Below are 21306 nucleotides of genomic sequence, written 5' to 3'. Positions count from 1 at the left end.
CGCTCAGCAGGCAGGGTGGCTCTCCTGCCGCTGCCGGGGTGCCGTCAGGGGCAGCTCCAGGGTAAACCGGGTGCCCGCGCCGGGCGCGCTATCGACGCTGACCTGCCCGCCCAGCAGGGAGCAGACAATGTTGTAGCTGATCGACAGACCGAGCCCGCTGCCGCCCTGGCCGAGCTTGGTGGTGAAGAAGGGATCAAAAATGCGTCCCAGGTGTTCGGCCGGGATCCCGCCGCCATCATCGCTGAACGTCACCACCACCCGGCCTTCGCCCTGCAGCACCGCGCCCAGCTGCATGCGCCCGCTGGTGCCGGGCGCAAAGGCGTGCAGCAGCGAGTTGTTGATCAGGTTGGTGATTACCTGGCCGAAGGGGCCCGGATAGCTGTCCAGGCCAATCTGTTCCGGAATATCCATGGCAATGGCATGGTTGGCGGCGCGGATCCGGTTCATCATGGTGGCGATGATTTCATGGCACACCTGGTGCAGGTTGAAGAAGCGGCGCTGCTCGGTGGTCCGGTCCACCGCCACCTGCTTGAAGCTGTTGACCAGGTCCGCCGCGCTGGTCAGCCCGCGCATGACCAGGGCCGACGCCTTGTACGAGTCGGCGATAAAGGCTGCCAGGTCCGAGCGGCGCAGGCCCGGGCCTTCCATCAGGGCCCGGATCTCGGTGGTCTTTTCCTGCATGGTCGAGGCAATCAGCAAGCTGTTGCCGATCGGTGTATTGAGTTCGTGCGCGACCCCGGCCATCAGGGCGCCCAGGGCGGCCAGCTTTTCCTGCGACACCAGCTGGGTCTGGGCATCCTTGAGCTGGCGGTAGGCTTCGGCGTTGTCGAGGGCGATGGCGCCGTAGGCGCACAGGGTGCGGAAAATCATGCGCTCGTTTTCGCCATACGCATGCGCCTTTTCGGCCTGCACCGTCATCACGCCAATGGCGCGCTCGCCGGCGGTGAGTGGCACGAACAGGGCGCTCATGTTTTCCAGCGTGCCCGGCACCACTTCGGGATGCTCCGAGTCCGGCCAGTTCGGGATATAGAGTTCACGCCGCTCGTCCATGGCGCGCACCGCGTAGGCTGACACCTCGTCCAGGCCGATCGCATGGGCATCAAGCGCGCGGCCGTCTTCGATCCCGAAGGCCAGGTACAGGCGCGCGTGCGCCCGGTCGGCCAGGTAGATGGCAAAGGTGCGCGCCGGCAGCAGGCCATGGATATGCCGGTCGAGCGCGCGAAACACGGCTTCCGCATCCAGGTGGGCCGTGACCTGCTGGCCGATGGCAGAGAGCCGCTCCAGCGTTTCGCTGGTGCGCTGCAAGACTTCGGCGCGCCGCGCTTCGGCCTCGGCCAGTGCGCGGTGATGATGTCCTTCGCTGCGCGCGTGCTCGGTCTGGTGGTGCACCTGCATGGCGATGGCGTGGTTGGTCGCTTCCTGGCTGTGGGTCTTTTCGCGCGCGGCCGATGCCGCCACGGCCACCTGGTAGGCGCGCCGGTAGTCGCCCACCTGCGCGTACTCGCGCGCCATGGCGTCATACAGTTCGCCCGGCACGATATAGCCTTCGATGCGGCCGGCCACCTCGAGCGCCTGGCCAAGGTAGTGCAGCGGTGCGTTCGGTTCGCGCATGCCGGGCGGCGAGGGCAGCGCGTGCTGGGCGTGGATCATGGCCATCACACGCAGGGCCGCGATCTGGCTGTGCGGGTTGTCCTGTTCGGCGCCCAGGCGGGCCGCATGGGCGGCCACCGCCAGCGCTTCCTGGGCCCGGCCCAGCTGTGACAGCGCGTGCGCCTGGCCGCGCCGCGCAATGCTGTGAAAGTCGGACTGGCCGAGCGCATCGGCGCGCTGTTCCAGGCCCCTGAACGCTTCCAGCGCATCCTGGAAGCGGCCCTGGGCCAGCGACAGGTCGCCCAGGTACTGCAGGGCGATGGCGTAGGCGCGCGACCTGACCACCGGCTGCAGCATCTCGAGCGCTTCTTCCAGCATGTCGTGGGCCGCGTCGAGCTGGTCGAGCCGGCGCAGCGTATCGGCGGTGTGCATCAGGCAGGCGCCGATGCTGCGCGGCCAGCCGGTGGGGCGCGCCAGTTCGAGTGCGCACTGCATCCATTCCAGGGCGGAATGGTGGTCGCCCAGCAGGGTGAAGTCTTCGCCGATATTGGTGGCGGCAGTGATGGCGGCGCGCAGCTGGCCGGACTGGAGCGCCGCTTCATAGCAGCGGATGAAGTAGCGGGCAGCGGCGCCGAAGTCGCCGGCCTGGCTGGCCGAGAGCGCCAGATAGTCATTGATCCAGGTGGCCGCTGCCGGATCGCCCTGGCCGCTGGCCGGCGGGAAGACGCTGTCCCAGCGCGCGACGGCAGCATTGCGCTCGCGCAGCACCGCCCAGCGCGCCATGGCGGCCTGCGCCACCTGGCAGCGGATGTCGTCGCCGGCAGCGCGCGCCTGGAGGGCGGCCGCGTCCAGGGCCGCCTCGCACACGCCGTGTTCGCCCAGGTCAACCGCGATCCAGGCCAGCAGCCAGTGGGCGTCGAAGCTGCCGCCATGGTCGGCAAGCAGGGTGAAGCGCTCCAGCAGCGCTGTGGCGTGGCTGCGCGCGTGTTCCAGGTTGCCGTCCAGCCAGGCAGCCTCAGCCTGGACCAGTTCCATGCGCGCGCCAAAGGTTTCGCGCTCGGACGGCGCCAGCGCGGCCTCGGGCAGCAGTTGCAGCGCTTCCGCCGCCAGGCCCAGGGCGCGCACGGCGTCGCGCTGACGCAGGTGCCAGGCCAGCGGCAGCAGCACGGGCAGCCGGTCCATGCCGCGCAGATGGGGCAGGGCGCTTTCCCATTTCGCTACCTCGTCATCGACCGTAAACAGCTGCATGGAGTCCGCCTCCGGATTGAAAATCCCTGTGTCCGATCGATTGTATGCCTATGGCAATTAAAAAGCGATCAATACAGGGTCTGCGCCGATTCGTGCAACAGTTGTCCGTACAGGGTATGGCGAAAGCGCGCGATCTTGCCTTCCTCGAGCGCGGCCAGGATGGCGCATTGCGGCTCGATCAGGTGGCGGCAGTTATAGAACTTGCAGCCGCCCAGGTAGGGGGTGAATTCCACGAAGGCGCGCTCGAGCATGCCCTCGGACAGGTGGTACAGGCCAAACTCCTGGAAGCCTGGCGAATCGATGATCGACGACTGCCCGTCCAGCGCGTACAGGCGGGTAAAGGTGGTGGTGTGCTTGCCGGTGTCCAGGGCAGCGGAGATTTCGCGCACGGCAATGTCGGCGTCCGGCACCAGGAGGTTGATGAGCGAGGACTTGCCCATGCCCGACTGGCCGATGAAGATCGAGGACTGGCCCTGCAGCAGCGGCATCAGGGTGGCCACCGCGTGTTCGGGGTTGGCACGGGCCGAGACTTCATGCAGGGGGTAGCCGAGCGCCGTGTAGGTGCCGAGCCGCTCGCGCGCCTTGGGCAGCAGGTCGGCCACATCGGTCTTGTTGAGGATGAGGTGGGCATCGATCCCGGCCGCCTCGGCCGCCACCAGCGAGCGCGAAATGAGGTCGTCGGCAAAGCCCGGTTCCGTCGCCACCACGATGAACAGGCGCGTGAGGTTGGCCGCCAGCAGCTTGCTCTTGTACTGGTCGGAGCGGTACAAGAGCGTCTTGCGCTCGGCGGTCGACTCGATCACGGCCTGGTCGTCGGACGTCATCTTGATGTTGACCACGTCGCCCACGGCAATATTGGTCTTGCGCTGGCGCGTGACGCACTGCAGCTTGCGCCCATCCGCTTCCACCACGTAGTGGCGGCCGTGGCCGGCAATGACGGTACCGGACAGGCCGCTCATGTGCCGGTCCGCTGCGCGTACAGCTGGCTGGCCCGCGCGGCGCAGATGAAGTCATTCTCGGACAGCTCGCCGCCGGCTGAATGGGTACAGTAGGCAACGGCGCACAGCTTGTAGCTGACCATCAGTTCGGGATGGTGATCCTGCTGGTGACTGACCCAGGCCAGCGCGTTCACGAAAGCCATGGTTTCGTAGTAATTACGGAAGGCAAAGCTGCTTTGCAGCTTGCCGTCAATGACGGCCCAGCCGGGCACCTGGGCCAGCAGGGCGCCGATGGCATCGGCCCCGAGCGCGCTCGCATGGGCCACGCAGTGTTTGGTGGTGAGGGTCATGTCGCTGCCAGGTTAAGTTGCTTGATCCGCACCGAGGCAGGCGGATGGGAATCGTAAAAGGCCGAGTGGAGCGGGTCGGGCGTGAGCGTGGAGGCATTATCCTCGTACATTTTGACCAGCGCCGAAACCAGGTCACGGGCATCGGTATGGGTGGCGGCAAAGGCGTCGGCCTCGAATTCGTGCTTGCGCGAGCTGATGGACGTGAGCGGCGAGAAGGCAAAGGTAAATACCGGCAGCGCCAGCATGAACAGGATCAGCGCCATGGCGTCGTTGGAGGCGCCCAGCACGGGCGCCACGCCCAGGCCCGTGTAAAACCAGGGCTGCTCCTTGAGGTAGCCGAGCACGAACAGGAACACGAGCGAGAGCGCGAACATCATGACGATGCGCTTGACGATATGCCTGAGCTTGAAGTGGCCAAGTTCGTGGGCCAGCACGGCCTCGATTTCCTGGGGCGCGAGGCGGGCCAGCAGGGTGTCGAAAAAGACGATGCGCTTGTTGGCGCCAAAGCCGGAAAAATAGGCATTGCCATGGGCGCTGCGGCGCGAGCCATCCATCACGAACAGGCCCTTGGAGGCAAAGCCCACGCGCTGCATCAAGCCTTCGATACGCTCTTTGAGGCTGTCATCGGCAAGGGGCGTGAACTTGTTGAAGATCGGTGCGATCCAGGTGGGGTAGATCACCATCAAGAGCAGCTGGAAGCCGCTCCACACCAGCCAGGCGTACAGCCACCACAAGTGGCCCGTCTTGCCCATGAGGGTGAGCACGACCCAGATCAGCGGCAGGCCGATGACCAGGGCGATGGCCTGCCCCTTGAGCATGTCGGTGATCCACAGCTTGACGCTCATCTTGTTGAAACCGAAACGTTCTTCAAGCACGAACTGGCGGTAGTAATCAAATGGCAAGTCCAGCAGGCCGCTGATGGCGGCAAAGGCCACCAGCAGCGCGACCTGGTAAGCCATGCCGTTGCCGGTATGGGGCAACAGCGAATGCGACAGCCAGGTCAGCCCGCCCAGCAGGGTAAAGCCGATCAGCACGGCGCTGGAAAAGAACAGGTGCAGCATGCCGAAGCGGGTCTTGGCGGCGGTGTAGTCGGCCGCCTTCTGGTGTGCGTCGAGCGGAATGGTGGCGGCAAATTCGGCCGGCACGGCGTGGCGGTGGGCCCCCACGTGGCGCAGGTGGCGCACGGAAAGCCACAGGCGCAGGCCCAGGGTCAGCAGGAAGAAAACGACAAACAAAATCGAAAACGCTTGAGAATACATTCTGTGCCTGTGAGAAAATGCAGGATTGATTAGGCCAAGAGAGAATTATGTCACAAGCGACCGAAGTAACCCCACCGGCAGCGCTGCAGCGCCCAAATGAGTTCAACCTGATCTGGGTGGACATGGAAATGACGGGTCTCGATCCCGACACCGACCGCATCATCGAGGTGGCGGTGGTGGTCACGGACATGCACCTGAACATCATTGCCGAAGGCCCCGTGTTTGCCATCCACCAGTCGGACGAGACGATGGACAAGATGGATGCCTGGAACAAGGGCACCCACGGCCGTTCCGGCTTGATCGAGCGCGTCAAGACGTCCACCATCTCCGAAGCGGACGCCGAAGAGCAGCTGATTGCCTGGCTCAAGCAGTACGTGCCCGCGGGCAAGTCGCCCATGTGCGGCAACACCATTTGCCAGGACCGCCGTTTCATGGTGCGCACCATGCCGAAGCTGGAAGCATTTTTTCACTACCGCAACCTCGATGTGTCCACGCTCAAGGAATTGTGCAAGCGCTGGAAGCCGCAGATCGTGGCCGGCTTCAAGAAGCACCAGAAACACACGGCCCTGGCCGATATCCTCGAGTCGATCGAAGAGTTGCGCTACTACCGCGAGCACTTCATCAAGCTCGACTAGGCAGGCTGGCTGGCATTTGATCCAGCGCAAGCCGTCAGACAGCCTGAACCGTCAACCTTGACACGTCCGGACCCGCGGTCCGGCCTTTTCCAAGGGGACCGCCATGCTTGACCTGGTGCGTAATGCCGGGGACCGCTCCCTCGAACTCGGCTCGATTCTGTGGCGCTGTATCTACAGCGTCAGTTTTACCCTGCTGGGCGCGATCGGCCTGGTGTTTGTGCCCCAGGGCCTGGAGACGCTGCGCCTGGTCAGCCAGCCCGGCTGGAATTTCCCGCTCTTCCTGTTTTCCGTGGCCACCTGGTCGCTGGCCGCCTGGTACAGCGCGCGCCTGACGCTGGGCCGCGTCTTTGGCACCGATTCCCTGCTCGACCGCAGCGACACTGCCTTCGTCAACTGCATGCGGCTGTGGCTGCCGCGCCTGCTGGCAGTGCTGCCGGGCGCGATCCTGACGGTGCAGTTCTACCGCATCGGCATGCCCACTCACGGCTGGGCCTTTGTGGCCTCCACCACCGCCATTGCCCTGTTCGTCATCAAGCGGCGCACCTGGTTTGCCGCCGGCTTTGGCGGCCGGGAGCCTGGCCAGCGCCTGCCCCTGCGCTTTGAGGCGCTGCAGCCGCGCACCCTGCGCACCGTGCTGCTGGCCCTGGCCACCTCGTTCGCGCTGCTCTTTGCCATCTGGCGCTGGCCGGTGGAAGTGACAAGGTTCGTGACCGCTCCCGTGCTGCTGTGCTTTGCCCTGGCCAGCTGGATCTTTTTCGGCGACCTGGTCCTGACCTATTTCTTCCGCCAGGCGGGCCTGCCATCCATGGCTGCGGCGCCCCTGGTGCTGTTCGTGGTCTTTAGCCAGTGGAACGACAACCACGCGGTGGCCTTGACCGGCTACGACGGACCGGTGGCGCGGCGCGCTATCGACACCCACCTCGACGCCTGGCTGGCAGCGCGCGTGGCGAGCGGCCAGCTGCGGCCCGGGGTGCGCTTTCCCGTGTTCCTGGTGGCGGCCGAGGGCGGCGGACTGCGCGCGGCATACTGGACCGGCATGGTGCTGGCCAAGCTGCAGGACGACAGCGCGGGGCGCTTCGGGCGCCACCTGTTTGCCCTGAGCGGGGTCTCCGGCGGCAGCCTGGGCTCGGCCGCCTTTGCCGCCATGGTTGCCGACGCCGGCACTGGCGCGCTCACGCGCAGCCCGTGCGGGCGCGGCGCCCAGCCTTACCAGCAGTGCATGCGCGCCTTGCTGCGCCAGGATTACCTGTCGCCGGTGGCGGGCTTTTTACTGTATCCGGACGCCCTGCAGCGCTTCCTGCCGCTGGCCATGCCCTCGGCCGACCGGGCGCGCGCCATGGAACTGGGCTGGGTGCGCGGCTGGCAGCGCACCATGGACAACGAGCGCTTCGGCGCGCCGTTCGGCACCCTGTGGCAGGACGACGCCACGCTGTCGGTCCCTTCGCTGCTGCTCAACGCCACCCTGGTTGACGGCGGCAACCGCGTGATTGCCAGCGACCTGGTGATCGACGGCAGTTTTCCCGATGCCTACGACGCGCTCGACCCGCTGCTGGACCTGCGCCGCATGAGCCTTGCCACGGCCATCCACAACAGCGCGCGCTTTAGCTATGTCAGTCCGGCCGGCACCGTGTCGGCCTGCCGCGTCAGGGGCCAGGCGGCGCCCTGTGTTCCCGGGGCCGAGCGCTACAACTGGGGGCGCGTGATTGACGGCGGCTACTTTGAAAACTCGGGCGTGGAGACGGTGCGCGACCTGCTGTTTGCCATGCGCCCGGTGCTGGCCCGGTATGCCGAGGCGGGCTACCTGATCGACCCGGTCGTCATGGCCATCAGTAATTCGCCCGGCGCGCTGGCGCCGTCCGCGCGCCTGGTGCCGTCCTACCCGCAGATGGACATGACGTTCCTGTCGGAGCTGCTGGCGCCGCCCCTGGGCCTGTTCAATACACGCATGGCGCGCGCCACCTTTGCCGTCACGGCCGAGCGGCGCGACATGGCCGTGTTCGAGCCGGACGATCCGCACCGCTTCCTGTGGTTCGGCATGTATGCGCGCAACGACACGCCGGTGGCCTGGGCCCTGGCCGACGCCACCTTCGATGGCATGGACCGGCTGCTGGCGCCACCGGTCGTGCACCAGCTGCCGTTCCGGCACGTGCTGGCACGCCTGGGGCAGGCGCACGCGGGCGCGCTCGCCGTGGTCAAGGCGCCGCCGCCCCGGCCTGCGCCGTAAAGATGCCCAGGCACCTGGCGCCCGGCTGCGCCACGGCCTTGCGGGCGGCGGTGTCGGCCATGGGCCCGCTGCCGTCGCCACGGTAGACCACGCAGGCGCCGTCGGCCGCAATGCGCGTGCCGGTCATTAGCGCGCCCGGCGCCACGCGCGGCCCGTGGGCCTGTTCGTGGGCCACGTCCAGCCGCACCAGCAGGGCGGTGGGCACCAGGCGCCCGGCGCGTCGTTCCACCCGCCATTCAGCTTTGCGGCCCACCCGCGCCAGGCCCGGTGTCACCACTTCCCAGAATTCAAGCGGCCACACCTGGCCGCGCGGCGTGACGATGTCGACCGAGGTTTGCGCGCGCGCTTCGTGCACCAGCAGGCTGAATCCCGCCACGCCGGTGCAGCGCCGGGTCGTGGCGCCGCTGGCCGGATCGGTGTCGACCGTCCGGCAGGCGCGGCCGTACAGGTCGGAATACAGGCTCGTGGCGGCCTGGGCGGGCAGCGACAGCGCCAGGACGGCGCCAAGCAGGCAGGGTCGGAACATGGTTTTCCTCCTCGGGGCATGGGTCAGCCTTCATGCTATGCCCGCACCGCTGCCGCTGTTTGCAAAGTATCAAGAAGGGTGGGGTTTGCCTGTTTGTGCTCTAATGCATGTTTTTTTCCGTGCCACGCATGAACAAGCCCGACTGGCGCCATCTGCTGCCTCCCGCCAACACCGCCAGCCGCGCCGAGCAGGCGCGCGGCATGCTGGGCGCACTGCTGGGGCTGGGCCTGACTGCCATCCTGTGCTCTCTGTGGGCGGGGCACGGTGGGGTGTGGCTGGTCGCGCCGATGGGGGCCTCGGCCGTGCTGCTGTTTTGCCTGCCCGCCAGCCCGCTGGCCCAGCCCTGGTCCGTCATTGGCGGCAATATGGTGTCGGCCGCCACCGGCGTGGCCTGTCTGCAGGTGCTGGGGGAGGGCGTGCTGACCGCGCCCGTGGCCGGCGCCCTGGCCATTGGCATGATGTTCGCCCTGCGCTGCCTGCATCCCCCGGGTGGCGCCGTGGCGCTGACGGCGGTGCTGGCCGGGCCCGAGGTGCAGGCCATGGGCTACCAGTTCGTGCTGCTGCCGGTCGCCTTCAATTGCCTGCTCATGGTGGTCGCCGCCTTTGCCTACAACAATCTGAGCGGGCGCCGCTATCCGCACGCCCAGCGTTCGCCGCTGGAGAACGCCCACGCCACCGGCGACGCCGCGCCCACCGCGCGCCTGGGCTTTGCGCGCGAAGACCTGGATGAAGTGCTCGCGGAATATGGCCAGGTGCTCGACGTCAGCCGCGACGACCTGGAACACATCATCCTGGCCACCGAGACCCACGCCCACCAGCGGCGCTTTGGCATCATCACTTGCGGCGCCATCATGTCGCGCGACGTGGTGACGGTGGAATTTGGCACCGACCTGGGCGAAGCGTGGCGCACCATGCGTTACCACCAGGTGCATGCCATGCCGGTGCTCAATCGGGCGCGGCGCGTGATCGGCATGCTGGCCCAGGGCGACTTCCTGCGCCACAGCGACCTTGACGATTACCGCACCCTGGGCGCGCGCCTGCGCAACCTGATCCGGCGCAGTGGCCTGTCGCATTCGGAAAAGCCGGAAGTGGTGGGGCAGATCATGACGCACGAGGTGCAGCGCGCGTGGGTCGACACGCCCATCGTGGAACTGGTGCCGCTGATGGCCAACAGCGGCCTGCATCACATCCCGGTGCTGGACCGGGACCAGCGCCTGGCCGGCATGGTGACCCAGTCCGACATCATCGCGGCCCTGTACCAGAGCCGCCTGGCGCAGGCTACGCAGCCTGCGCGCCCGCTGCCTCCAGCAGCTGTGTCAGTTCCCCGACACTGACCGGCTTGGTCAGGTGGTGGTGAAAGCCCGCCCGGCGCGAGCGTTCGCGGTCTTCCGGCAGGCCATAGCCGGTCAGCGCCACCGTCAGGCATGCGCTGGTGTTGGGCAGCGCATGCAGGCGGCGCGCCAGCGTGTAGCCGTCCATGTCCGGCAGGCCGATATCGAGCAGCAGCACGCGCGGCGCATAGCGGCCGGCCAGCGCCAGGGCCTGGCCGCCATCGAACGCCACCTCCACTTCGTGGCCGAGTTCCTGCAGGTAGAGCGCCAGGGTGCGCGCAGCGTCGGCATTGTCGTCCACGATCATGATGCTGACCGGTTCCCCGCGCGCCGCGACAGCGTCCCTGGCCGCGCCTTGCGGCGCCGCGTGCACATGCGGCAGCGTGACCCGGAACTGGCTCCCGCAACCCGGCCCGCCACTGGTGGCGCGCACCGCGCCGCCGTGGCGGTGGGCCAGGTTGCGCACCAGCGCCAGGCCCAGTCCCAGGCCGCCCTGGGAGCGGTCCGACGAGCGTTCGCCCTGGATAAAGAGGTCGAAGATGTGCTGCAGCAGCGCCGGTTCGATGCCGATGCCGGTGTCACGCACGGTCAGTGTCACTTCGCTGCCGCGCAGGCCCAGCAGCACATGGATTTCCCCGCCCGGCGGCGTGTACTTGGCCGCGTTGTTGAGCAGGTTGGTCACGATCTGCACCAGGCGCGTGCCGTCGCCCAGCACCGTCAAGGGCTTGCTGGCCCAATATGAGCGTCAGGTGGTGGCCGCGCGCATTGATCAGGGGCCGCGACTGTTCGAGCGCGTTTTCCACGATCTGGCGCATGTCGTGCGGTTCGCGCGCCAGCGACACCATGCCGCCGGTTACCCGCGAGACGTCGAGCAGGTCGTCGAGCAGGCTTTTCATGTGGTTGACCTGGCGGTCGATGATCTGGCAGGTCTGCTCCTGGCGCGCCGCGCTGGTGGTGCCGGCGCGCAGGATCTGGGCGGCCATGCTGATCGGCGCCAGGGGATTGCGCAGTTCGTGCGCCAGCATGGCCAAAAATTCATCCTTGCGGCGGTCGGCATCGCGCAGCTTGCGTTCGGCCTCGCGGCGCGAATGCAGCTCGCTTTCCAGGCGGGCGTAGGCATCCTGCAGTTCGCGCCGGTTGACTTCGAGCGCATCATTGACGGCGCTGGCGCGGCGGCTGCTGTCGCGCGCCGCCGCCGAGCGGGCGTCGGCAGCCATGGGCCGCGTGCTCCACCGCCAGCTGGGCGCCCAGCAGCGGGGCCAGGGCCAGCAGCGCGCGGCACTGCTGTCCGTCGGGGCGCCCGTCCAGGAACACGAATATGGCCTGCCCGGCCGCGCAGGCCAGGCCAAACGCCTGCACCGGTGCGCCATCGTCGGGATCGGGCATCTGGGCGCAGCGCTCGCCGTCGCTGCTGCATTGTTCGAGGAACTGCTGCCAGCGGCGGCCGTCGCGCAGGGTGCGTACCAGGCCGGGCGCGGGCAGGAACATGCCGATCTCGTCATCCTTGCCAAATACCAGGGCCTGGCGCACACCGGCCCATGCCGCCAGTGCGCAGGCACCGGCGGCCCGCTCAGCAGGCAGCTGGAGTCTGGCGAAAATGGCGGCGAGCTCGAACGGGATCATGAAGGCACGTTACTCGGGGATGGTACAGACGATGGCGGTACAGTTGTGAAAGCCGCTGAACTGGCCCTCGGCCCGGGCAATTTGGCCATAGGTGTTGCAGCCGGCGAAATTGGCCGAACCCAGGCTGTCGCTGACGGCCTGCAGCTCGTCGCCAAAGGCGCGGCCCAGGCGCAGGCGGGTGGCGGCGCAGTCAAACACCAGCGAGCCGGCCAGGCGGTTGCCCTTCAAGCCTGCCATGGCGGCGCTGGCCGCGGCACTGGCCGCATCGCAGGCCGAACCGGTGCTGGCCACCATGATCCGCACCGTGGCCCCTTGCGGCACGGCCGCCGCGCACGTCACGGCGCCCGCGGCATCGATGGACAGCGGCACCCGCAGCTTGTAGTCGTCACCGGTGTCGATGCCGATCACGTTGTGCAGGAAAAAACGGCATGGGATCGGCGCGGTCAAAGGCCTGGCCGGTGCGCGCGGCGTGGTCTTCGAGCACGTCGCCCTGTTGCGATCGCATTGAGGCTGATAATCCGGTTGCCCTCGGCTTCGGTCACGCGCAGCGGCGGGCCGCCTGGCTCCCAGCCATGGCTCACGCCCAGGCCCAGCGGACGCTTGGAGAGCATTTCCAGCACCACCACGGCATTGTCGTGCGCCTCGGTGCCGATGAAGACGTGGGTCTGCTGGAAGCGCGCGTCGTCGGCCGCGCCGCCTCCAAAGAGCTGGTAGGCACCGCCCGTTTTCACGGTGATTTCGTGAATCAGCTCGTCGGTGTGGCCGGCCAGGGCATCGGTCAGCACCAGGGCGCTGCGGTAAGGCAGGTCGGGATGGCTGGCACCGGTAAATACCGGCATGATCTGGGCGATGGCGCCATCGCGGTCATGGTCGACGCCGCGTCCGATGGCGGCGTTAAAGCGCATGTCGTCCCCGGCAATGGCAAGGACCGACACCGAGGCATTGGCGTCAGCGGCGCCGGAAAACTCGCCCGCCGACGAGCAGCCCACCATCACGCCCGGCGTGCAGCCCTCCCTGAGCGCCTGCAGCAGCAAGCGGTAATCGAACATGGGCGACATGAAGACAATGAGGGCATCGGGCGCTGCGCCCGCACAGCTTGGCCAGGATGTCGGTGGCAAGCAGGGCGCCGGCGGCGGGTTCGGAACTGAGGCAAGTGTGGCTGACGGCTACCTGGGTGGGGGACATGCGAATGGAACCTTTGGTCGAATCTTGAAATGAGCAATTCGACACAGTATGTCAGGCTGAACATTCGCGCAAATGCGTGCCATGCGGCAAGGGCAACCGGCAATGGCGGCACCAGGGCGGCACCCGGGCGACACCGGAGCGGTGCCGCCGGCAGGATTAGCGTGCGTTGTCGGCGCCGTTGTCGGCACCGTTTTCGGCACCGTTGTCGGCACTGCCCTCGCCACTGCCGGCACCGCAGCACTTCTTGTACTTCTTGCCGCTGCCGCAAGGGCATTCATCGTTGCGCCCGACCTTCGGTTCATCGCGCACCAGGGTCTGCACCGCGGCCTTGCGCAGTGGCAGCCAGAACTTGTAGATGGCCGGCAGGTTGGCTTCGATTTCCTGGGCCAGCTTGTGGACCTTGACCGGGTCGTCCACCAGCGCCGACTTCCTCTTCCTCGATCTCGTCGGCGCCGAGCAGGTAGATGGGGCGCATCAGTGGCGCCAGGTCGGACACCATGATCGGATCCCACGACCCCTTGCGCAGTTCCATGCCTTCCCAGAAGCCCCAGCACCAGCCTTCGGCATCGATCAGGTCCTGGCCATCGTGTTCGTGCTCGCAATACAGGGGCTCGAATTCCTTGGGCGCGACTTCGAACGTGACCAGCACTTCGTTCATGAAGCGCATGATCAGCTCGATGATGCGCTCCTGCTCCTTGCTGTTCTTCCATTTGGGGATGGCGTCGGCATCTTCGCCCCACACCCGCAGCAGCCATTCCGACGGCATGATGGTTTCCGGGCCGATGGCAATGGCCGGTCAGGTAGCCGTGCAGCGTGTCCATGGTCATGGCGTCGTCGGAACAACGGTCCGACAGCAGGAACTGGTCGAGTTCGTTGAATTCTTTATCGGAAAGGGGCTGGTCGAGTTGCATGTCAGTACTCTTGATGCTTATGGAAGCTGCTAGTTTAACCTGTCACGCTCATGTGGATGACTTATTGCGCGTCCGTGCCCGTACAATGGCGGCCATGGATACTCCAACCTTGCACCCGTTTGCCACCCTTGCGTCCCGAATGCGTCCTCGACGCCATGAATTCGGTGGGCCTGGACGCCGATGGCCGCCTGCTGGCACTGAACAGCTATGAAAACCGCGTCTACCAGATCGGCATGGAGGAGGGGGCGCCGGTGGTGGCCAAGTTCTACCGGCCAGAGCGTTGGAGCGAAGCGGCCATCCTGGAAGAGCACGGATTTGTGCAGGAACTGGCCGAGCGTGAAATTCCCGTGGTGCCGGCAGCTGACCATTGGCGGCAAGACCCTGCACAGCTTTGGCGGCTTTCGCTTTGCCGTGTTTCCGCGCCGCGGCGGGCGGGCGCCGGAACTGGATGACCCGGCCACGCTGGAGTGGACCGGGCGTTTCATCGGGCGCATCCACGCCGTCGGTGCGCTCGGACACCTACGCCGAGCGGCCCGCGCTCGACATTGCCACCTTTGGCGAAGAGCCGCGCAACTACCTGCTGGAGCACGATTTCCTGCCGCCCGAACTGCTGGCTGCCTACAGCAGCGTGTCGGCCCAGGCCATGGACGGCGTGCGCCGCTGCTATGACCGGGCCGGGGCGGTGACATCTTTGCGCCTGCACGGCGACTGCCACGCCGGCAATGTGCTGTGGACCCCGGACGGGCCGCACTTCGTCGACTTTGACGACAGCCGCACCGGCCCTGCCGTCCAGGACCTGTGGATGCTGCTCTCGGGCGAAGCGCCAGGACATGGTGCGCCAGATGGGCGACATTTTGGCCGGCTACGGAGACTTTTGCGACTTTGACCCGCGCCAGCTGTACCTGGTGGAAGCGCTGCGTACCCTGCGCCTGCTCCATTACGCGGCCTGGCTGGCGCGGCGCTGGGACGACCCGGCCTTTCCCGCCGCCTTTCCGTGGTTTAACACCCAGCGCTACTGGCAAGACCGCATCCTGGAATTGCGCGAGCAGGTCGCGCTCATGGATGAGCCGCCCCTGTGGCCGGCATGAGGGGCCGCTGCCATGCACCATGTTTTCAAATTTGACTTCATCAAGGAAGTCGTTGATCAGAATTGGTACGCTGCGACGGCAGGGGGCACAGGGCTGCCACTTCTCTCGGATGCCTGGCGATAGAGAATAAAGTCGGTCGGGCCAGGTCGGTCGGAGGAACTGGGCCGAAGGGCGACTCGACTCTGGCCAGGTCGCGCGAGCTCAGGTACAGTGGGACGCCACGGCCCGACTGGCGGCTTTCGGCCAGGCTGTGTAAAAACGCGAAAGCGCCGAGGTAGCCGGAGCATCCGACCCTCTGGAACGCGCGCCATGGCGTTTTCTCGGTATCGGAATGGTAAGCCGCCCCCTGAAAACGCACCGATCTTGCGTTTTTACACAGCCTGGGCCATTAGCCGACGTTCGCCATTCGCGCCTATAGTCAGAATTAAGAATGTGGTGCATTTGGTTTTATCCATCACTACCAGGAGCTGATTCCTATGGAAACGATTCTCGATGAGATCAACCGCGCGTTGGCAAAATTAGGTCTCACATCAGCTGCGATGGAACTACTACAGGCCCCACGCAGCGCGGAGGTGTTCGGTGCAGCACTGGATCACTTTGTCGCTTCAGGCGACGGGCGGTGGTGGTGGGAAGACTTTCGACAGGCGGGGATGTCCGTCTTTTTCGAAGATGGACAGGGATGGAGACAAGTCCCACAGATTGCACCGGTTTCAGACGAATTGATTTGGTTCATCGCGGAAGACGATTCGCTCCCGCACTATCCAGTATTTGAGACAACACCCGAAGTGGCATCACTTGTCATCGGAGAGTGCTACGGTTTCGAGTACTACGTGATTGCTAAGGATTTTAGTTGGCTGCTTTGCGAGAACCACCATAACGTATTGTGCGCGGTAGGTGCCCCGGTGGAGGCTAGGCTGATGGAGTTGAGCTAACCTTGCACACGAAATGGAATTACGAACGTCCGTATTGGGCGAAAGCTGCTTGTCGAGACCGTCTGTTACTTTTGCCGCCCAGCAACTGATATCATGTGACGATCGGCCGAGACCGGCCAGAAGCGGCGATCGCCTTTCATGTATGCCAGTCGTCTTGAGGATCTTGCTGTCCAACCTTCCGATTCTTGAGCGCCTGGAAAATTCGCTAGCGGCTGTCGCCCAAGGCAAGCTAACCCGTGCTGCATCGTGGATTTCCTCGGCCATAGCATTCGCGCGCTTGAAGGTGTGCCATTCGGCTCATTTTGAGAGCGTCAATACGCCAGCCCTGCCGGGCAGGCCGCGACATGCTGCCGAATTGACGGGTTTTCCCCCGTCTGATCAATGCGCCATGGTTTTGCTGTCTGTCCGATAATTGCCATGTGCCACCCGTCCGGGCCGGCTTTGACCAACAGACAGCGAGAACGCGATGGATGCCACCCCAGCCCCGAAAGACGACGCCGACATCACCATCTCCATGCCGGTGGCGGCGGAGGATGTGCAGGTGCGGGCCAAGTCCGAGATGCGCGCCATCCAGGAAGCCATCGCCCGCGTGGAAGCCGAATCGAAGGCGTCGTGCGCGGCCGAAAGCCGGGCCCACGCCGAAGCGCGGGCCCGCTCGCTGGCCGAGGAACGGGCCGCCATGGATGCGGCCGCCGCCGCCGCCGCCCTGGCCAATGCCCAGGCATCGGAAGAAGGCGATCGAAGCGAACCGCGACCGCCTCGAGACCCTGCGCGCCGCCGCCCAGGCCAGCGTGGAGCGGCTCGAAGCGGTGCGCCAGGAAACGGCCGAACTGCGCGCCCGAGTCGAAGCCGACACCCAGATCAAGCTGGCCGCCGAAACGCGGGCCCGCCTCGAGGAAGATGCGCGCCGCCGCGCGGCCGAACAGATCGAAGCCGAAGCACGCATGGCCGAAGAAGCTGCCAAGGCGGCCGATGAGCTCATGATGCAGACCGAGCAAGCCCGCCTGCAGGCAGTCGAACGGGTGGCAGCGGTCCACGCGGCCAAGGAAGAAGTACTGCACATTGCCAGCGCCGATGCCCGCGTGGCCACGCTGGCGCGCGAACGCGAGCGCCAGGCCAAGGGCGCGCGCGCCACCGCCGAAATGCTGGCCGACGCCGAGTCGGAAGCGCTGGAACTGACGGTCCAGCGTGAAAAGGCCGACCAGGTGGCGCTGGCCGCCGCCTTTGCCCGCGCCGTGGCCGAAGCGCGCGCCCTGGAAGAAGCGCGGGCGCTGGCCCACATTGAACAGGAACGCGAAGCTATTGCCCTGGCCCAGGCCGAATCGGAGCGCGTGGCCGCAAAATCGATCAGCCTGCGCCTGCAGTCGGAAAAGGAATTGCGCGACGCCGCCCAGCACCGCGAGCGGGTGGAGCAGATGGCCGCGGCCAGCGCCGAGGCACGTCGCGAAGCCGAGCTGCGCATCCTGGCCGCGACCGAGTCGCGCATCCAGATGGAGCGCAAGCTGCGCGAAGTGGCACTCAATCGCGCGATTGCGGAAGAACAGGAAGGCGTGCAGGTGCAGGAGCGCATCGACGCTGAAGCCATCGCCACCGAAAAGGCGCAGGAGCGTCGGGCGGCCGAAGAAGCAGCTGCCGCCGCGGCCGGGCGCGAGGCCGAGGAACAGCAGCGCGCCCGCGCCCTGGCCGACGAACGCGCGGCCCTGGCCCAGGCCGCGGCCGATTGCGCCGCCGCTGCCAACGCCGCCGAGCAGTCGGTGGTCGACTCGATCGCCCAGCAGGTCGAACTGCAGCGCCGCACTGCCGAACTGGCCACAGAAAAAGCGGCCCAGGCCGCACTGGTGGCGCAGGCCGAGCAGGAGCGGGCCGAAGCCGAGCAAGTGGCCCTGGCGCGCCTGCAGGATCGCCTGGCGGCGGAGCAGGAAGCCGCCGCCGCCGCCAATGCGCGCGCCGACGCCGAGCAGGAGCAGGCCACACTGCTGCGCCGCCAGGCCGACGCCGAGCGTGCGCTGGCAGAAGCGGCGCAGGCCGAGCTGGCGGCCGCCCGCGCCCTTGCCGAGCAGATCGAGGCTGACAGCCGGGACAAGATGGCCGCGGCCGACGCGGTGGCCGCGCAACTGCGCGCCGCCGAAGAACTGGCGAGCCTGCAGGCCGAGCGCGCACGGCGCGAAAAACTGGCCCAGGACCTGGCCGAACAGGCCGTGGAGGAAGAACGCGCCACGCTGGCGCTGATGGAAAAGGCCCTGGCCACCCAGCGCAGCAAGGCCGAAGCGGACGAACGCGCCGGTTCGGCCATGGCCGCGCGCGTGGCATCGGAGCTGGCTGCATGCAAGGCGGCGCGCTTGCGGGCGGCGGCCGAACAGGAGCAGGCCGACATGGCACGCCAGCTGGAACTGGCGCAGGAAAGCGCGGCCCAGGCGGCCATCGAGAAACGCAATGCGCAGCGCGCGCTGCTGGAAGCGGCCCAGGAACAGGCCGAGATGCAGCGCAAGGGTGCCATGACCACGCGCGACATGCTCGAAGCGAAGCGCCAGCTGCTGGTGCTCGAAGCACACCGCCTTGAAAGCGACACCCGTACCCTGGAAGCGACGCGCCAGGCCATTACGCTGGAGCAGGCGGAGAGCGCGGCCGGTGCCGTGCAGCGTGCCACGTCCGCCACCATGACGCATCAGGTCATTGGGCGCCTCACGCAGCCATCGAGCGGCCCGGTCAAGGTGTAAAGACAGGCGTCGCGCCGGCAGGCAGCTCGCCTTGCGCATTCCGGGACGGCGCGCCGACATGTTGTAGTATTAGCCCATGGGACGCCAATCGTTCATTTCGTCGCTGTTCGTGCTCGCGCTGCTGCCGGCGGCGGCGCGCGCGTCCGAACTTGTCATTTTGGTCGACACGGCAACCGAAATGCCGATGGCCAGATTTGAACGCTACCGCCTGGTCGACGGTATCCATCGCGATATCGGGGTGGCGCTGGCGCGCCACATGCAGCGGACCCCCAGGTTCGTCACCATGCCGCGCAAGCGCGTGGCCAGGGCGCTTGCCAATGGCCACGCCGACGTCTTGTGCAGCTATGTGCCGGAGTGGCTCAATGGCAGCTTCCACTGGACCCGGCCCTTCATTCCCATCGTCGAAGTGCTGGTGGCCGACCGCAGCGTTGCGCGCCCGCGCAGCATTGCCGAACTGGCGGGCAAGCCGATCGGGACGGTACTCGGCTACGAGCATCCGGAACTGGAAGCGATCCTCGGCTCCGGCTTCGTCCGGGCCGACGGTCCCACCACCGAGGGCAACCTGCGCAAGGTGGCGGCCGGCCGGGTCAAGTACGCGGTGACGGGCAAGACCTTCCTTGACTGGCGCCTGAAGCAGGGCGATATGCCGCTCACGCTGCACCCGCCGCTGGTGGTCAAGAGCTACATGGGACAGTGCGCGGTCTCGCCCAAGGGGCGCGCCACCGTGGCCGAAGTGGACCGGGCCATCGGCGCCATGATCGGCGACGGCACCATCAACGCCATCGTGGCCAAGTACCGCTGAGCGGCATTTTCCTTACACATTGTCTTCCACCACCGGCGTGGTCGACCCCAGCGCCAGCGTGATGCGGGTGCGCTTGAGCAGGGGACTGGCGGGGCGGGTGCCGTCCGGGTTCAAGGGCTTTACCTTGTTGAAGGTGACCACGAAGTTCGATGCGCTGACGGTGGCCACGGCGAACCCCTGGGCATCGTGGTCGGCATAGACGAAGTCCGGGTTGTTGGAACGGATCACGGCATCGAAGGTGTGCGGCGTGGCCACCAGCGGCACCAGCGGGGTATTGCCCGCGCCCTCCCTGAGGTAACGGTAGAACGAGTCGCTGCTGATGCCGGCGGCCACAAAGTCGACAGCCACGGGGGTGCCCACGGCCGGATCAGGATTGTCGCGGATGACACCGCACTGGAAAGCATGCAGGTCGCCCGTGATGGCCACCACGTTGGCAATGCTGTTGGCCTTCAGGTAGGTCATCAGCTCAGCGCGGTGCGACGGGTAGCCATCCCAGGCGTCGGCATTGACCACGTACTGCTGGTTGTACGGCGGCGGGGCGGAGGCGCGCAGGTCGATCCACATGCGGTTCAGCGTCACTTCATTGCCCCACACTTTCCAGCTGGCCTGGGAGTTCCTGAGCGTGTCCTTCCACCACTGGGTCTGGGTGGTGCCGAGGATGCTCGGGGTGCGCTTGAGCACGACCGTATCGAGGCCTTCATACTGGCGCAGGATGGGCAGCGGCACGAAGTAGCGCGCGCCGATCTTGTCGTCGCCCTGCAGCGGGTCGTGATTGAGAAGCGTGGCCAGTTCGGCTTCGGCCACCAGGTGGTCGTCGCGGTACAGGCGCTGGTCCGTCATCACCAGGTGCATCAGGGTGCCGAAGCGGAAGTCGCGGTAGATGCGGATATTGTCGTAACCGGGCCTGGCCAGGTCAAACGAGACGTCGCCGAAATCGATCGGCATGTACTCGGCCCAGGCCTGGGTGGCGCTGCGCCGGCGCGCCGTTTGCTGTTCGTTGGCATTGTCGTAGGTCTGGTGGTCCTGCCAGCAGTCGTCGGAAAACTCATGGTCGTCCCAGATGGCCACCATGGGGAATCTGCGGTGCAGCTCCTGCAGGCGCGGGTCGCTGCGGTAGGTGCGGTACAGGGTACGATAGTCCTCCAGCGTGGTGGCATAGCTGCCGCCGCCCGGTTTGGCGCTGCCGTGGGGGAAGGTGATGCGCCCGTGCGCCGGCTCTGCCGCCCCGTTCTGGAAGGCCGCGCCCACGCTTTCGTAGATGTAGTCGCCCAAGTGGACCAGGAAATCGAGGTCTTCGGCGGCGATCAGGTCCATGGCGGCCCAGTGATTGACACTCCAGTCCTGGCAGGTGAGCCAGGCAAAGCGCAGCTGGGCCGGCGTGGCCGTGGCAGCGGGCGCGGTCTTGAACTGGCCGGCCACGCTCATGTCCTGGCCGGCCACGAAACGGTAGAAGTAGCGCGTGGCCGGCGCCAGGCCGGTCACTTTGGCGCGCACGGTGTGGTCAAATTGTGCGCTGGCCGTCAGCGCCGCGCTGGCCGCAATGGTGTCAAAGGCGCTGTTGGCCGACACTTCCAGGCGCAGGGGAATGGCGTCCAGACCCTTGGGGCTGACGCAGCGTGTCCAGAATACGCAACTGCTTTCGCGCGGGTCGCCGCTGGCCACGCCCAGGGGAAAGGCAAAGGAATCCTTGGGCAGCTGGTCCTGCCCGTCGCCGCTGCCGCAGGCAGACAGGCCGGCGCCGGCGGCAACAACCGTGAAATAGAGCGAACTGCGCAGGAAGGAACGGCGGTCCATGGGTGGGTCTCCAAGATGATTGACTTTTTTGCCATGGAGATTAGCCAACTCGGCCGGGTGCCGTCTTGCGTATTTATGACAGGAAATTGCGAAATGGCGCCACGGGACAGGGGAAGGGAAGATGCCCCTTGCCCGGAGCAATCGCCGCGGGGA

At 66.5% G+C, this 21306-nt stretch carries 18 protein-coding genes and 2 pseudogenes; 7 read left to right on the top strand and 13 right to left on the bottom strand.

What is annotated here, in order from left to right; all coding sequences use genetic code 11:
• Nucleotides 1-3 precede the first annotated feature (3 nt).
• From KY495_RS01440 to KY495_RS01425, 4 genes are all read right to left on the bottom strand, one after another.
• Nucleotides 4-2838 carry an ATP-binding protein gene (locus KY495_RS01440; protein ID WP_219882014.1) on the bottom strand — a complete coding sequence of 945 codons (2835 nt, stop codon included), beginning with the start codon at nt 2836-2838 and terminating at the stop codon, nt 4-6.
• Nucleotides 2839-2906: 68 nt separating this feature from the next.
• A complete protein-coding gene (gene rsgA, locus KY495_RS01435; protein ID WP_219882013.1) occupies nt 2907-3797 on the bottom strand; it encodes a ribosome small subunit-dependent GTPase A in 891 nt (296 codons plus the stop codon).
• Nucleotides 3794-4126: a 4a-hydroxytetrahydrobiopterin dehydratase gene (locus KY495_RS01430; RefSeq protein ID WP_219882012.1), complete on the bottom strand. Its 333-nt coding sequence runs from the start codon at nt 4124-4126 to the stop codon at nt 3794-3796. The genes rsgA and KY495_RS01430 overlap by 4 nt, the downstream gene beginning before the upstream one ends.
• On the bottom strand, nt 4123-5385 hold the full coding sequence (locus KY495_RS01425) for a M48 family metallopeptidase (RefSeq protein WP_219882011.1): 1263 nt from the start codon (nt 5383-5385) through the stop codon (nt 4123-4125). Before KY495_RS01425 ends, KY495_RS01430 begins: the two co-directional genes overlap by 4 nt.
• A gap of 47 nt (nt 5386-5432) precedes the next feature.
• Between KY495_RS01425 and orn the strand changes: the two genes are divergently transcribed.
• Entirely contained in the window at nt 5433-6020 is a 588-nt protein-coding gene (gene orn, locus KY495_RS01420; RefSeq protein ID WP_219882010.1) for an oligoribonuclease, read from the top strand.
• A 103-nt stretch (nt 6021-6123) separates the two neighbouring features.
• The gene (locus tag KY495_RS01415; RefSeq protein WP_219882009.1) at nt 6124-8244 is read left to right on the top strand and encodes a hypothetical protein; all 2121 of its coding nucleotides are present in this window, start codon (nt 6124-6126) and stop codon (nt 8242-8244) included.
• Here the strand turns inward: KY495_RS01415 and KY495_RS01410 are convergent.
• Entirely contained in the window at nt 8213-8770 is a 558-nt protein-coding gene (locus KY495_RS01410) for a hypothetical protein (RefSeq protein WP_219882008.1), read from the bottom strand. The two genes, KY495_RS01415 and KY495_RS01410, sit on opposite strands and share 32 nt — an antisense overlap.
• A 128-nt stretch (nt 8771-8898) precedes the next feature.
• Between KY495_RS01410 and KY495_RS01405 the strand changes: the two genes are divergently transcribed.
• Entirely contained in the window at nt 8899-10104 is a 1206-nt protein-coding gene (locus KY495_RS01405) for an HPP family protein (protein WP_219882007.1), read from the top strand.
• Here the strand turns inward: KY495_RS01405 and KY495_RS01400 are convergent.
• The 6 genes and pseudogenes from KY495_RS01400 to KY495_RS01380 all read right to left on the bottom strand — a co-directional run bounded on the left by KY495_RS01400 (nt 10049) and on the right by KY495_RS01380 (nt 13820).
• A complete protein-coding gene (locus KY495_RS01400) occupies nt 10049-10783 on the bottom strand; it encodes a response regulator (protein ID WP_229518592.1) in 735 nt (244 codons plus the stop codon). The two genes, KY495_RS01405 and KY495_RS01400, sit on opposite strands and share 56 nt — an antisense overlap.
• Nucleotides 10680-11318: a sensor histidine kinase KdpD gene (locus KY495_RS23975; protein WP_229518456.1), complete on the bottom strand. Its 639-nt coding sequence runs from the start codon at nt 11316-11318 to the stop codon at nt 10680-10682. The genes KY495_RS01400 and KY495_RS23975 overlap by 104 nt, the downstream gene beginning before the upstream one ends.
• Nucleotides 11254-11724, bottom strand: coding sequence for a hypothetical protein (locus KY495_RS01395; protein ID WP_219882005.1), 471 nt, complete (start codon nt 11722-11724; stop codon nt 11254-11256). Before KY495_RS01395 ends, KY495_RS23975 begins: the two co-directional genes overlap by 65 nt.
• 9 nt (nt 11725-11733) lie before the next feature.
• On the bottom strand, nt 11734-12171 hold the full coding sequence (locus KY495_RS01390; protein WP_219882004.1) for an FIST C-terminal domain-containing protein: 438 nt from the start codon (nt 12169-12171) through the stop codon (nt 11734-11736).
• The gene (locus KY495_RS01385) at nt 12168-12842 is read right to left on the bottom strand and encodes an FIST signal transduction protein (protein WP_219882003.1); all 675 of its coding nucleotides are present in this window, start codon (nt 12840-12842) and stop codon (nt 12168-12170) included. Before KY495_RS01385 ends, KY495_RS01390 begins: the two co-directional genes overlap by 4 nt.
• Before the next feature lie 223 nt (nt 12843-13065).
• A pseudogene (locus KY495_RS01380) lies at nt 13066-13820 on the bottom strand (UPF0149 family protein).
• An 85-nt stretch (nt 13821-13905) separates the two neighbouring features.
• Here KY495_RS01380 and KY495_RS01375 point away from each other — a divergent pair.
• Together KY495_RS01375 and KY495_RS01370 are read left to right on the top strand one after the other, a co-directional pair.
• Nucleotides 13906-14908 (top strand): annotated as a pseudogene (locus tag KY495_RS01375) (serine/threonine protein kinase).
• A gap of 476 nt (nt 14909-15384) precedes the next feature.
• Entirely contained in the window at nt 15385-15840 is a 456-nt protein-coding gene (locus KY495_RS01370; RefSeq protein ID WP_219882002.1) for a DUF6756 family protein, read from the top strand.
• Nucleotides 15841-16218: 378 nt separating this feature from the next.
• Here the strand turns inward: KY495_RS01370 and KY495_RS01365 are convergent, their stop codons facing one another.
• Nucleotides 16219-16521: a hypothetical protein gene (locus KY495_RS01365; protein ID WP_219882001.1), complete on the bottom strand. Its 303-nt coding sequence runs from the start codon at nt 16519-16521 to the stop codon at nt 16219-16221.
• 32 nt (nt 16522-16553) lie between these two features.
• On the opposite strand from KY495_RS01365, the gene KY495_RS01360 reads away from it, so the two are divergent.
• Nucleotides 16554-18557: a hypothetical protein gene (locus KY495_RS01360; protein ID WP_219882000.1), complete on the top strand. Its 2004-nt coding sequence runs from the start codon at nt 16554-16556 to the stop codon at nt 18555-18557.
• Between the two features lie 76 nt (nt 18558-18633).
• The gene (locus tag KY495_RS01355; protein ID WP_219881999.1) at nt 18634-19359 is read left to right on the top strand and encodes an ABC transporter substrate-binding protein; all 726 of its coding nucleotides are present in this window, start codon (nt 18634-18636) and stop codon (nt 19357-19359) included.
• 12 nt (nt 19360-19371) lie between these two features.
• On the opposite strand, the gene KY495_RS01350 is transcribed toward KY495_RS01355, so the two are convergent.
• Complete coding sequence (locus KY495_RS01350) at nt 19372-21153, bottom strand: alkaline phosphatase (RefSeq protein ID WP_219881998.1); 1782 nt, start codon at nt 21151-21153, stop codon at nt 19372-19374.
• Between the last annotated feature and the right edge of the window lie 153 nt (nt 21154-21306).

Source organism: Massilia sp. PAMC28688 (assembly GCF_019443445.1).
Taxonomy (GTDB): domain Bacteria; phylum Pseudomonadota; class Gammaproteobacteria; order Burkholderiales; family Burkholderiaceae_D; genus Telluria_A.
This window is presented reverse-complemented; position numbering and strand designations above follow the sequence as displayed.